Genomic DNA, 12,188 nt, shown 5'->3' with positions numbered 1-12,188 from the left:
GTCTGGAATTGTGTGGCTGACTGCCGGGTACGGCCGCATAATCGCTGATTTCCCCCCGTTACTAACGTTAAAATTAAGTAGGGGTAAAACGTTTGTCGGTACATGGAGACCGAATCGAATTTACTCGACCAGGAAATCGCCGAAATCCTTCGGACGGTCATCGACGGCGCGCCCGACACGCTGCTCGTCGTCAACCCCTCGAAGAACGCGATCGAGGAGCTCATCACCGTCGCCACGGAGTACGACGGCGACCTGCCGGAACTGCGCATGCTCGCGCAGTCGGGCACGCTGAAGGACGTGATGGAGGACTTCATCGTCGCCAGCAACGCCGCCGACCTCATCGACGCGGGGTCGCTGTCGCTCCGCACCACCGACGAGGTGCCGAGCAACTCGCTGCTGGTCACCGACGAGGTCGTCATCGCGCTCGTGACCGCGGACGACCGCGTCGGCGGGCTGACGGCCGACGACGAGGAGTTCGTCTCCGAGGCGTACGACTCCTACTCGGCCCAGTTCGAGGACGCCGACGAGTTCTCGCTGCGCACCCCGCCGCTCTCGCGCGTCCGCGACACGCTCGGCGAGGAGATCAGCCCCGAGGCCCGGGAGGACTTCGACGAGGTGCTCGCCTCGATGGAGACCGCCCGGGGCGACGGCGACGGCCTCGACGAGGTCACCATCAGCCTGCTCGTGGCCGCGAAGAACGAGGCGCTGCTGTACGACATCAGCAAGTGGGGCGAGGACGTCGGCATCGCCAGCAAGGCGACGTTCTCGCGGACGAAGACCAAGCTCGAGGACATGGGCCTCATCGGCACCGAGAAGGTGCCCATCGACGTCGGCCGGCCGCGCCTGCGCCTGAAGCTGGCCAACGACGACCTGCGCGACGCCGACACCGACCAGCTCGCCAGCGCGGCCCAGAGCCTGCTGAACTGACCGCCCGGAACGACACTCTTCTGCGTGCAGACCGCCGACCGATAGCACCGCGCTTTTGCCCGCCGACTCCGACCGTCCCGGTATGAGCACACCGACAGTCGGCCTCGTCGGCGCGGGGCCGGCGACCGACGCCGTGCGGGCCGCGCTCGCCGACGCGCCGGCCGAACCCGTCGACTGCGACCCCGAGCGCGTCGGGGCCGCCGACTTCGCCGTGGTCGTCGGCGAGGCGGGCGCCGAGAGGTTCGCCGCCGCCAACCGGTCGGCCCGCGAGGGGGAGACGCCGTGGCTCGCGGTCGAACTCGGCGGCGTCGGCGGGCGCGCGGTCCCCGACGTCGCGGCCGCCGTCTCCGGGTTCGCGCCGGCGACCGCCTGCTGGGCCTGCCTCCGGACCCGGGTCGCGGCGAACCTGAACGATGCCGCGACGTCGACCGACACCGCCGCTTCCGCGACCGACGCCCGGTTCGCCGGCGCGCTGGCGGGCCGCGAGGCGGCGACGCTGCTCTCGGGTGGCGAGTCCACGGTCCTCGGCGGCGTCGTGGAGGTGCCTCACGCCGAGCGGACCCTGTTGCCGGTACCGGGGTGTGGGGGCTGCGGGCGCGACGCGGAGCAGGAGCTCCGGGCCGACCGGACGCTCGACCGCGAGTACCGCGACGCCGACCTGGAGGACGCGCTCACCCGGGCCGAACAGGCGGTCGACGAGCGCGTGGGCGTCGTCTCCTCGATCGGCGAGGCCGAGTCGTTCCCGACGCCGTACTACCTCGCGCAACTGGCCGACACGACGGGATTCAGCGACGCGCAGGCGGCCGAACAGGCCGCGGGCGTCTCGGTCGACTGGAACGAGGCGCTGATGAAGGCGCTCGGCGAGGCGCAGGAGCGGTACGCCGCCGGCGTCTACCGGACCGCGGCGTTCGAGACCGGCCGACCGAGCGACGTCGACGGAGCGATCGCGCCGTCGGCGTTCGTCCGCCCCGACGACTGGGCCGACCCGGGGGACGACCCCGTCGCGTGGGTCCCTGGCGAGGACCTGCAGACCGGCGACCCCGTCGGCCTGCCGGCCGAGTTCGTCCACTTCCCGCCGCCCGAGGTCCGGCACAAGCCCTCCATCACGACCGGTCTCGGCCTCGGCAGTTCGACCGTCGAGGCCCTGCTGTCGGGCCTCTACGAGGTAGTCGAGCGCGACGCCGCGATGCTGGCGTGGTACTCCTCGTTCGAGCCGCTGGCACTGTCGGTCGAGAGCGAGCAGTTCGCGGCGCTCCGCTCGCGCGCACGTGCGGAGGACCTCGACGTGACGGCCCTGCTGGTCACCCAGGACGTCGACGTCCCCGTGGTCGCGGTCGCCGTCCACCGGGAGGGCGCGTGGCCCCGGTTCGCGGTCGGCTCGGACGCCGACCTCGACCCCGAGGCCGCCGCGACGTCGGCGCTGGCCGAGGCGATCCAGAACTGGATGGAGCTGCGGTCGATGGGGGAGGACGACGCCGCGGAGGCCGACGGTGCTATCGGCCGGTACGCCGACTTCCCCGAGTCCGCCCGCGAGTTCGTCGACGCCGAGACCGCGGTGCCGGTCGGCAGCGTCGGCCCGGCCGACCCGCCCGCGGGCGCGGCCGAGCTCGACGCCGTGCTCGACCGGCTCGCCGACGCCGGCCTGTCGGCGTACGCCGCCCGGCTCACGCCCCGCGACGTCGAGCAGCTGGGGTTCGAGGCGGTCCGGGCGCTGGTCCCGGCGGCCCAGCCGCTGTTCACCGGCGAGGCGTTCTTCGGCGAGCGCGCCCGCGAGGTGCCGGCCGAACTCGGCTTCGAGTTCCGCCCCGACCGGGACCACCACCCGTATCCGTAGTTCCGGCCGCAGGGGTCCCTCGCGGACTCGCGCCCGGCGGCCTCCCCCGTTTCTTGCCGGTTCTCCGCCACGAAATCGCAATACACAACAGGGGTCGTCCGGCTATCCGGGGACCGTGTACGAGCCGACTCGTATCGCCGGGTACGCCGTGTTGTCGCTGACCCCCGCCGCACTGCTCGCCCAGTCGCTGTTCGCCGGCGGCGCCTCGACCCCCGCCGTCGGCGTCGAGGCCGGACTGATCCTCGCCGGCGGCGCCGCGGTCGCCGCCGAGCGGAACCGGGCGCTCGGCGCGACCGACGAACACGTCTTCGACCGGACCGACGCCCGCGACGCGCTCGCGGTCGCCGCCGCGGCGGTCCTCACCTACGGGCTGAGCGTCCGCGCCGGCCTCGGCCCGGTGGTCGCCTCCGCGGTCGTCGGCCTGGCCGCGGCCGTCTTCGCCCCCGACGTCGACGTGCCGGCCTACTGCGGGTCGTTCGTCGGCATGGCCTCGCCCGCCCTGTTCCCGTCGGTCGACCACCTCGCCGGGGCGGGGCTGGTGGCGGGCCTGGCGTTCGTCGCCGCCGACCGGTCGTTCGCCGGCGTCGGCGGCAAGCTGGGCACGCTGGCGCTGTTCGGGTGCGCGACCGCGGCCGCGCTGACCGGCGCCGACTACGCCGCCGGCACCGCGCTGCCGTGGACCCGCGCGGCGCTCGTCGTCCCGGTGACGGTCGCCGCCGCGGTCGCGACCGCCGTCCTGAGCGTCCGGCTCGACCTGGGGTCGGTGGTCGGCTCGGCGCTCGTCGGGCTCGCAGCGGGCTTAGCGGCCGCGACCCTCCCGTTCGTCGGCGGGACGCTGGCCGCGGCCGCGTTCTGCGCGTCGTTCGTCGGGATGTCCTCGTTCGACCGACTCGCCGGCGAGGCCCGGATCGCGCTCGCCGGCGCGGTCTGCGGGCTGGTCTTCGTCGCGGTGGGGACCGCCTTCGCCGGCGCGGGCGGGAAGCTCGGCACCGTCGCGTTCGTCTCCTGCGTCGCGACCGCGGGCGCCGAGCGTCTGTTCCACCGGACGCTCCGGGCGTGAGCGGCGCGGGCGGGAGCCGAGCGCCGCCCGCAGAAACCGCTAAGGTCGGCTGCTTCGAAGGCCGGGCATGGACCGCGACGACCTCCCCGCGCACTTCGAGTGGTTCGCCGACTGGTGCGTCGGGACCTCCCCGCTGTACGAGCGACTCGCCCGCGGCGTCGCCGCCGACCCCGACCTGCTCGCGCTCGCCGCCGAGACCCCCGAGGGCCGGTCGCCGGCCCACCTGCTGTTCGCGGCGGTCCACTCGCTGCTGCTGGCGGGCCGCGAAGCGCCGCTGGCCGACTACTACCCGACTGTCGTCGCGGACGCGCGCGACCCGGACGACGGCGATCCGGTGGCCGCGTTCCGGGAGTGCTGCCTGGCGAACGCCGACGAGATTCGGGACCTGCTCGCCACGCGCCGGACCCAGACCAACAGCGTCCGGCGGTGCACGGCGCTCCTCCCGGCGTTCGAGACGGTCTCCCGCCGGGCGAGCCGCGGGCGAGCCGACTGCGATTCGCGGGAGCCGCTGGCGCTGGTGGAGGTCGGGCCGAGCGCCGGCCTCAACCTGCTGTGGGACCGCTACCTGTACGACTACGATCCCGCGGGCCGGTACGGCGACCCCGAATCGGTTGTCCGCATCGAGTCGGCGGTCCGGGCCGGCGACCCGCCGCTGCCCGCGGCGTTCCCGCCGGTCGCCTCGCGGGTCGGCGTCGACGTGAACCCGCTGGACGTGACCGACGAGGCCGACGCCCGGTGGCTCCGGGCGCTGGTCTGGCCCGAGCACGCCGAGCGCCACCGGACGCTCCGGCGGTCGCTCGCGGCGGCCCGCGAACACCCGCCGGACCTCCGCGAGGGCGACGCGCTCGAACTGTTGCCCGAGGTGGTGGCCGAACTCCCCGACGACCGGCCGGTCTGCCTGTTCGACACCCAGGTCCGGTACCAGCTCGGCGACGACGAGCGCGACCGGTTCGACGCGCTGGTCGCGGACCTGGGCGCCGACCGCGAACTCTACTGGGTGTCGGGCGACGCGGCGGCCGACGAGTACGACCAGGCCATCGACCTCACCCTGACGACGGTCGACGGCGGACTCCGGACCGAGCGCCTGGGGGTCTACCAGCAGCACGGCGAGTGGATCGCGTGGGACCGATAGCGGCCAGAGTCGCGGAGGGCGAGGAGTTCGCCGGAGCCGTGTCGGTTGAGTGAGCAAGGGTTTTATAGCGCGGCCGACCGTACGTGGTAACGTATGTCACGATTTATTGTATCGGTTAGGGGTGTCCGTCGGTGATCTCGGAGTACGACCTCGGCTGTGCGACCTGCGGGGCGTCGCTGACCCGGCGGGAGGTGACAGGGGAGGCGCTCGGCCTCGGCGCGGCCGACTCGCTGGAGGTGGCGGAGTGTCCGAACTGCGGCGGGCGGTACTTCCCCGAGACGACGCTGGAGCGACTGGGGACGTAGTCCGCCGGAGGTCGACGGGACCGGGGTGTGGCGCAATCGGAACCAGACAGCGAAAACAGCCGAGGCGACGCGAGCGTCGCGCGGCGACGGACCGCGAGCCCTCCTCAGATGCCGAACGTGGCCCGGAGCATGTCCCGGGTGCCGGGACCGAGTCCGACCGCGACGATGGCGACCAGCAGCAGGATGGCGTAGCGCGGGCTCTCCTCGAAGATCTGCTCGTCGAACACCCAGACGACCAGCACCGCGGCGACAATCTTCACCACCAGGAACGGCCACGCGGTGCCGACGAGGTCCACGACGGGGTCGGGGAACTGCTCGCCGACGCCGATGAGCGCCCGGTTGACCGGGTGCTTCGGGACGAGGTCGGCCGGCAGCCCCAGTTCGCTCGCCCAGTCGATGCCGACGACGTTGGCCACGCCGTCGACCGCGTGGGCCCAGATGACCACCAGCCCCATCCGCTCGGTGCCGCGGTTGACCTCGGGCGCGTAGCGCTCGACGGCCTCCCACGTGAGCCACGTGACGAGCGTCGCGCCGATCAGCACGACCACCGTGATCTGGGGGTGGAAGGCGACGTCGTCGGTGGTGAACGCCAGCACGGTCAGGTAGCCGACCGTGATCGCGAGCAGCGCGGTGCCGACGCCCGCGAGCGGGTAGTAGTAGCTGTCGGTGGCGTCGGCGTTCCGGAGCCAGACGCTGGCCAGCAGCGCCGCCAGCGTGAGCCCGAACATCGTGAAGTAGATGACCGGGCTGATGATGAGGGTGTTCCACGGGAACGAGACGGCGGCCTCGCCCGGCGCCATGCCGTCGAAGGCGTCCTCGACCACGCGCAGCGCCCCGCCGAACAGCATGAACGGGAACAGCGCGTAGAACAGGCCCCGGTCCCGCCCGACGTCGAGCCGCCGGAGCAGGAACACGACGCCGATCAGCGCGAGCAGCATGGTGAGCGCGTAGCCCACCTCCGAGACCAGGGTGTAGCCGGGGTAGGCGACCGGCTCGGCCGCCGCCCGGCACGCCGCGGCGTCGTAGAGGAACCGGACCGAGCCGTCGGCGTAGACCGCACACTGGGCGCTCTTGGCGTCGGCGACGACCGGGCCCCAGAAGTAGTGCCAGACGAACCCGTAGTAGACGCGCTCCGGGAAGGCGAGGGCGCCGCCGACCAGCGCGACCAGCAGCGCGAGGACCGTCGCGCCCCAGAGGCGCTCGGTGTCCATCCCCTCGGTTACGGTGCTCATGTGTTGCACACCGGAAGCGGGTGGTTTTACGGTTCCGGTCTCCTGCGGACGCGGGCCGCGAGCCGTTCGCGGCGTCGGCCGCGAGTGGTCTCGCTCGGGCCCGGCGTCAGTCGTCGCCGGCGTCGACCGGGAGCTGTTCGGTCTCGTACGGCGTCCCGAGGATGACCATCGTCTGCGAGCGGGCGAACCCGTCCATCTGGGCGATGTTCTCGAACATGAGCTCGCGGAGCCTGTCGGCGTCCTCGGCGAAGACCCGCATCAGCACGTCCCACGACCCGGTGGTGAGGTGGACCTCCTGGACGCCCGGGACCTCCTCGAGCTCCTCGAGGGTGTCGTGCTCCTGGCCCTGCTCGACCTGGAGGCCGACGACCGCCGAGATGCCGTAGTCGAGCGCCTTGGGATCGACCTTCGCGTGGTACCCCTGGATGACACCCGCGTCCTCCATCCGGTTGACGCGGTCGTGGACGGTCGCGCTCGACATGTCGATGCGGCGCGCGATCTCGCTGAACGGCGTTCTCGCGTCCTCCTGCAGCGCTTCGAGGATCGCGCGGTCGGTATCATCGAGTTCCATACCTCCCATGAGATTCTTTCAGACTAAATAACCTTAGAATTCACCTCGGCCGCGGCGAGGCTTTCTGTGGTTGAGCCAGCGACACGTTCCGGCCCCGGACGGAGCGCGACTCCGGGACGGGAGCGCGCGTTCGGACCCCGGGGAACGCGTTCCGTCCCGGGGACCGCAGTCGGGCTTCGCGGGAGGGCGACCCGGCTTACGCGGCGTCCCGGAGGGCGGCCAGCAGCTCGTCGTGGGCCTCGCCGTTCGAGGCGACGATGCCCTCGGAGTCGTGACGCCACCGGTCGCCGTCGAGGTCGGTCACCGTCCCGCCGGCCCGCCGGACCATGTGGACCCCGGCCACGGTGTCCCAGGGGTTCGGGTCGACGGTCGACACGGCGGCCTCCAGCGACCCGGCCGCGACCATCCCGAGCGTGACCTGGGCCGACCCGTACCGCCGGACGTCGCCGAACCGCTCGACCAGCGCCGACAGCACGGCGGCGTACTCGTCGCGCCGGTCGAACCCCCACCAGATGGTCGGCGCCACCGCGAACGTCTCGGGGTCGGACCGGTCGCTGACCGACACCGGCTCGCCGTCGCGCCGGGCGCCGTCGGGGCCGGCGACGAACGTCGTGTCGAGCGCCGGGCAGTCGTTGACCGCCGCGAGGGGTTCGCCGTCCCGGACCGCCGCGACGCTGGTGGTCCAGATCGGGATGTTCCGGACGTAGTTGTTGGTCCCGTCGATGGGGTCGATGACCCAGGCGTCGCCCTCGTCGGGAACCGTTTTGAGTTCGTCCTCCTCCTCGCCGACGATGGCGTCGTCGGGATGCTCCTCGCGGATCACCTCGATGACCCGGCGCTGGGTCCGGCGGTCGGCCTCGGTCACCACGTCGGTCTTCCCCGACTTGGTCTCGACGTCGATTCCGCGTCCGTAGCTCTCGGCCGCGACTCGGCTCCCCGCGCTCGCGGCGCGCTCGGCCACCGCGAGGCGGTCCTCGGCGTCGGTCATGTGTCGGTGGTCGGCCGTCGCGGGAAAAGCAGTGTCGGTTCGCGACCGGTGCGCGGGGCCGGCGGCGTCGCCCCGGTCGCGGCCGACCCGGACCGGTTACTCCCCGGCCGCGTCGCCCTCTCCGGGGCCGACCGCGCCGGCGTCGGGCGACAGGTCGGCGTTGAGCTTCGCGACGCCGCAGTCGATGCAGAGCGCCACCTCGCCGCCGTCCCTGACCGTCCGGCCGCCGGCGTCCGACCCGGAGCGCCGGACGTGTCGCTCGGCGTCGACCGACACAGACTCCCCGCAGTCCGCGCAGGCGGTCGTCGCGTCCCCGCCGGCGGTCGGGGCCGACTCGGCCGACTCCTCGGGGGTCACCACCCGGGTCGAGTCGACCTTGGTCACCTCGCGGCCGTGGGCGTGGAACGACCCGAGGCAGTTGTAGAGGCCCCGCTCGTAGACGTCGGGCTCCTTGCTGATGCCGACGTGCGAGCCGATCTTGGCGTCGGCCCAGTAGGCGCTGTGGGGCCCCTCGAACAGCCGCTTCAGCAGCCGGGGGTCGACCTCCATCTTCACCCACGCGTCGTAGTCGTCGGTGTCGGCGTCGGCGAGGAAGCGGTAGCCGCTCCCGTCCATCGACAGTTCGAGGGTGACGCCCCCGACCAGCGGGAGCAGCACCGCGGTGTCGGTGCTGTAGCCGATCTGCTCGCGCTTGTCCTCCAGGTTGCGGTAGGCGGCCGGCACGTACGCCCGGAGGTCGCCCAGCGTCGGCATCGGGTCGGCCTCGTAGTCGAACTCCCGCTCGGCGAGGACGTTCTCGATGTACTCGCGCTTCTCCTCCTGGTCGACCGGCTCGAAGGGCGCCGACCGCTCACCGGTCGCGAGGTCGACGTGCTCGCCGGAGTTGAGGAAGACGCACTCGGCGTCGTCGGGCGCGTTGGCCTCGAAGAACGCCTTGGCCTGCTCGCGGGGCGGGTTCGCGGTGTACTCGTTCAGCTCCGCGAGGTCGCCGGCCAGCACGTACTCGCCGGCGAACGGCATGTAGTAGTCGGGCTCGAACAGGTCGAGGAAGTTGAGCGCGAGCTCGTGCTTCTCCCGGATCACGCGGTCGCGCTCCCGGAGCTTCTCCTCGTGGGTGTAGTTGGTCACGGCCTGCGGGTAGAACTGGGCCGCGCTGTACTGGTGACACAGCATGTCGATGTCGCCGTACTCGTGCTTTATCTTGCGACAGCTCGACTCCGCGATGGGGTACGGGCAGTCGTTCGTGTTGACCAGCGTGAACTCGCCGTTGTCGATGACCGCCATCGAGTCGACCTGTGTCGAACCGGTCTCGTCGGCCTTCTCGTCGTACCACGAGCAGCCGAAGAAGTTGCCGCACAGCTCCGGGTCGCAGCCGTCGGCAGCCAGGATGTTGATGTGCATGCCGTCCTGGAGGTGGGTCCGCTCGCCGTGGGGGAGTTCCGTCACCTCGAAGCCGAGGTCCTCGACGGCGTCCTTCAGGTAGTCCCACCGGTAGTCGTGGACGAGCACCGGGATGTCCGAGTCCAGCCGCTCCAGCGTGGTCGGGTCGAAGTGGTCGGGGTGGATGTGGGAGATGTAGATGTAGTCGACGTCGTCGAAGTCCTCCGGCTCGAAGTCGGGTTCGGGGTAGTGGGCCCACGACCCGTAGTAGGCCCCGTCGACGAGCCACGGGTCGCAGAGGATGCTGGTGTGTTCGTCCTCGACCAGGACGGCGGCCGACTCGAGATACGTGACTTCCATGTGAACGCTGGTCAACACGTTCGCTTTTCGTTATACGCCTCGTACGCGCGCGTTTCTCGGACGGAGCACGCGTCTAGGCGGTCCCTGCGATCTGTTCGCGGCGCCTACCGTCGCGTAGGGACCGCCTACGCCCGACGCGCAGCGGCGGTCGTCGCGGGAGGGGAGCGGTCCGACACCGCAGGAGGTTTATATAATCCCGGCTGTAGGGCCCGTTGTCGGGTGAACCCCGAGAGGCGAATCGCGTGCGAGGGTAGCCAAGCCCGGAAACGGCGGCGGACTCAAGATCCGCTCCCGTAGGGGTCCAAGGGTTCGAATCCCTTCCCTCGCATCGCGAACGTGGCTCTGCCACGTTGAACGTGCGCGGCACCGCCGCGCCGAGATGCACGCAAGACCGCTTCGGAGCGTCTTGCCCTCGCAACACTTCCGACGTCACCCTTCCCGCCGAGCCGCGGCGCCGTCCCGGTCCCGACCCGCACGGCGCCGTCCGTTCCTGCGACTCGCGTCCGGCGCCGGCGTCTGACGCTTCGCCTGGTTCGGGTGGAACGGGTGGAGAAGAACTAAGTAGTTCGCATGGGAGTGCGACCCCATGGGGACGCGCACCAAGCGGGCGGAGGCGCGGAATGGGGCCGTCGAACACCTCGAACGCGCGCTGGCGACCGAGGACCTGTCCGAGAAGGACTTCCACATGAAGCAGGCGTTGCAGCTGCTCGACGTCGCAGCTCGCGAGACGTAGCGAGGACGGTAGCGACGAAACGGGGTACCCTGCCGGGAGTTCTCGGTGTACCCCTGGCTACCGCCACCACGAGCGACCGCGAGACCCTCGGCGGAGAGAACGAGCCCTTCGGGTGGTAGACCCCGCCGGCTACCCGCCGTCCGGGACGTCGCCGAGCGTCAGTTCGCCCGCGAGGTACGCCTCGCCCCGGTCGGTCAGCCGGTAGACGGCCTCGCCGGTGACCTGCTCGAGCAGTCCGCAGTCGACGAGGCGCTGACACCGGCCGTCCACGTAGTCGAGGTGCATCCCGAGGCGGTTCGCTACGAGCGGAATGTACTCCGGCTGGCTGCGCTGGAAGTACTCGAGGATCGCGGTGTCGGCGCTGTGCATCCAGTCGGGCGTCGGTCGCTCGGCGTCCACGGTCGGCACACACCGAGGAAGGGTTCTCGGCTATATAGTGTTAACGACTAGCACGGGCGGGGTCGCGTCCCTCCGCCCGCTCGGATTTCACTGCGGATGGGCAGCCGGATACCGTCAGCGGTCGCGTCACGGCCGGTGGAATCTCCAGTCAGTCGAACAGCCGGATCGGCTCGGCCTCACGCTCCGCGAAGTGCGACTCGAACGCCCGGGTGCGCTCGCGGATCTCGTCGGGGGCGTGGGCGTCCGACCCGGTGACGAACTCGACGCCGCGCTCCCGCAGCGCCGCCCGGAAGTCGGGCGCGGGGTGGTACTCGCCGTACTCCCGGAGCCTGCGCCCGGCGTTGAGCTCCGGCACGGTCGAGGACCGCCGGAAGGCGTCGGCGACCATCGCGCGGTGGTCGGCGGTCGCGTACCCCCGGAGCTCGGGCGTGCGCTCCGGGAGGTCGACGTGGGCCGCGATCTCGAACAGCTCCGACTCGACGAGCGCGACCAGCCGCTCGTAGTAGTCGTCGACGAACGCCCGGCGCTCGCGCTCCGACCGGTCGGCGAAGGGCGCGCTCCGCTGGACGTTCGTCCCGTCGACGCGGTGGACGCTCCCGACGGCGTAGTCGAAGTCGGCCTCGTCCAGGAACGCCGCGATGGCCGCCTCGTCGCGGGGGTCGTAGTCGAGCTCCACTGCGTCGAAGATCCGGAGGTCGTACTGCCCGCGCAGCGACGCGATGGCCTCGCGGCGGAGCGGGTAGGTCCGGTCGAGGTTGAGCCCCTGTTCGCGCTTGAGCCGCCGGAGCCGCTCGCGGTCCGCGACGTTGCAGTGGTCGGCGAACCCGACCGCCGCCAGGCCCGCGTCGGCGGCGGCGTCGAGCATCAGCGGCAGTCGGGTGCCGTCCGAGTAGTTCGAGTGGACGTGGTAGTCGTGGCCGACGGTCACGGCTCGACGTTCGGGTTCGCGCAGCGTATCTGTTTGGGCAGGCCGCCGGCGCTCGCGGTCCGGTCCGACGACGTTACACGGCTGGGTCCCGTCGTGTCGGGCATGGACGAACACGCCCGCGACGAGCCGGTCGGCCCGCCCCGCGCGGGGAGTCCGACCGGGCGGCTTCCGGCGGCGGGCCGCCGGAAGCCCGACGCGATCCGGTGCCCGACCGTCCGCGGCGTCCGGCTGTTCGGCGCCGGGGCGGTCCCCGAACCGCACGACCGCTTCGGCGACGGTCGGCCGAGTGCGAACGAACTGTGCCCGTCCGTCCGGCCATCCGGACCGGCAATCCCGAAC

11 protein-coding genes, 1 tRNA gene and 1 pseudogene are annotated in these 12,188 nt (G+C 71.8%); 7 read left to right on the top strand and 6 right to left on the bottom strand.

Annotated elements, in window-relative coordinates:
- Positions 1-102 precede the first annotated feature (102 nt).
- The 5 genes from tbsP to ACQUQF_RS01670 all read left to right on the top strand — a co-directional run bounded on the left by tbsP (position 103) and on the right by ACQUQF_RS01670 (position 5,258).
- Positions 103-927: a transcriptional regulator TbsP gene (gene tbsP / locus ACQUQF_RS01690; RefSeq protein ID WP_435175090.1), complete on the top strand. Its 825-nt coding sequence runs from the start codon at positions 103-105 to the stop codon at positions 925-927.
- An 82-nt stretch (positions 928-1,009) separates the two neighbouring features.
- Entirely contained in the window at positions 1,010-2,761 is a 1,752-nt protein-coding gene (locus ACQUQF_RS01685) for a YcaO-like family protein (protein WP_435175088.1), read from the top strand.
- A gap of 115 nt (positions 2,762-2,876) precedes the next feature.
- Positions 2,877-3,821, top strand: coding sequence for a hypothetical protein (locus tag ACQUQF_RS01680; RefSeq protein ID WP_435175086.1), 945 nt, complete (start codon positions 2,877-2,879; stop codon positions 3,819-3,821).
- Positions 3,822-3,888: 67 nt separating this feature from the next.
- On the top strand, positions 3,889-4,953 hold the full coding sequence (locus ACQUQF_RS01675) for a DUF2332 domain-containing protein (RefSeq protein ID WP_435175084.1): 1,065 nt from the start codon (positions 3,889-3,891) through the stop codon (positions 4,951-4,953).
- A 131-nt stretch (positions 4,954-5,084) separates the two neighbouring features.
- Positions 5,085-5,258, top strand: a complete 174-nt coding sequence (locus ACQUQF_RS01670) for a zf-TFIIB domain-containing protein (protein ID WP_435175082.1) — start codon at positions 5,085-5,087, stop codon at positions 5,256-5,258.
- Positions 5,259-5,362: 104 nt separating this feature from the next.
- Here ACQUQF_RS01670 and ACQUQF_RS01665 read toward each other — a convergent pair whose 3' ends face one another.
- From ACQUQF_RS01665 to ACQUQF_RS01650, 4 genes and pseudogenes are all read right to left on the bottom strand, one after another.
- Positions 5,363-6,490, bottom strand: a complete 1,128-nt coding sequence (locus tag ACQUQF_RS01665) for a DUF63 family protein (RefSeq protein ID WP_435175081.1) — start codon at positions 6,488-6,490, stop codon at positions 5,363-5,365.
- Between the two features lie 106 nt (positions 6,491-6,596).
- Positions 6,597-7,061, bottom strand: coding sequence for an Lrp/AsnC family transcriptional regulator (locus tag ACQUQF_RS01660; RefSeq protein WP_435175079.1), 465 nt, complete (start codon positions 7,059-7,061; stop codon positions 6,597-6,599).
- A 196-nt stretch (positions 7,062-7,257) separates the two neighbouring features.
- Positions 7,258-8,049, bottom strand: coding sequence for an inositol monophosphatase family protein (locus ACQUQF_RS01655; RefSeq protein WP_435175077.1), 792 nt, complete (start codon positions 8,047-8,049; stop codon positions 7,258-7,260).
- Between the two features lie 381 nt (positions 8,050-8,430).
- Positions 8,431-9,789 (bottom strand): annotated as a pseudogene (locus ACQUQF_RS01650) (MBL fold metallo-hydrolase); the annotation flags it as partial.
- A 244-nt stretch (positions 9,790-10,033) separates the two neighbouring features.
- Between ACQUQF_RS01650 and ACQUQF_RS01645 the strand changes: the two are divergent.
- A tRNA-Leu gene (locus ACQUQF_RS01645) sits at positions 10,034-10,117 on the top strand.
- Between the two features lie 258 nt (positions 10,118-10,375).
- Complete coding sequence (locus ACQUQF_RS01640; RefSeq protein ID WP_435175075.1) at positions 10,376-10,522, top strand: hypothetical protein; 147 nt, start codon at positions 10,376-10,378, stop codon at positions 10,520-10,522.
- A gap of 129 nt (positions 10,523-10,651) precedes the next feature.
- Here the strand turns inward: ACQUQF_RS01640 and ACQUQF_RS01635 are convergent, their stop codons facing one another.
- Complete coding sequence (locus tag ACQUQF_RS01635; RefSeq protein ID WP_435175073.1) at positions 10,652-10,930, bottom strand: hypothetical protein; 279 nt, start codon at positions 10,928-10,930, stop codon at positions 10,652-10,654.
- A gap of 139 nt (positions 10,931-11,069) precedes the next feature.
- Positions 11,070-11,849, bottom strand: a complete 780-nt coding sequence (locus ACQUQF_RS01630; protein ID WP_435175071.1) for a PHP domain-containing protein — start codon at positions 11,847-11,849, stop codon at positions 11,070-11,072.
- Between the last annotated feature and the right edge of the window lie 339 nt (positions 11,850-12,188).

This window comes from Halorussus sp. AFM4 (genome assembly GCF_051194995.1).
GTDB lineage: Archaea > Halobacteriota > Halobacteria > Halobacteriales > Haladaptataceae > Halorussus.
This window is presented reverse-complemented; position numbering and strand designations above follow the sequence as displayed.

Bases quoted from the DNA above. Each gene is read 5' to 3' on its own strand.
- tbsP (WP_435175090.1), top strand. From the start codon at position 103: ATGGAGACCGAATCGAATTTACTCGACCAGGAAATCGCCGAAATCCTT.
- ACQUQF_RS01685 (WP_435175088.1), top strand. From the start codon at position 1,010: ATGAGCACACCGACAGTCGGCCTCGTCGGCGCGGGGCCGGCGACCGAC.
- ACQUQF_RS01675 (WP_435175084.1), top strand. From the start codon at position 3,889: ATGGACCGCGACGACCTCCCCGCGCACTTCGAGTGGTTCGCCGACTGG.
- ACQUQF_RS01665 (WP_435175081.1), bottom strand. From the start codon at position 6,490: ATGAGCACCGTAACCGAGGGGATGGACACCGAGCGCCTCTGGGGCGCG.
- ACQUQF_RS01660 (WP_435175079.1), bottom strand. From the start codon at position 7,061: ATGGAACTCGATGATACCGACCGCGCGATCCTCGAAGCGCTGCAGGAG.
- ACQUQF_RS01655 (WP_435175077.1), bottom strand. From the start codon at position 8,049: ATGACCGACGCCGAGGACCGCCTCGCGGTGGCCGAGCGCGCCGCGAGC.
- ACQUQF_RS01640 (WP_435175075.1), top strand. From the start codon at position 10,376: ATGGGGACGCGCACCAAGCGGGCGGAGGCGCGGAATGGGGCCGTCGAA.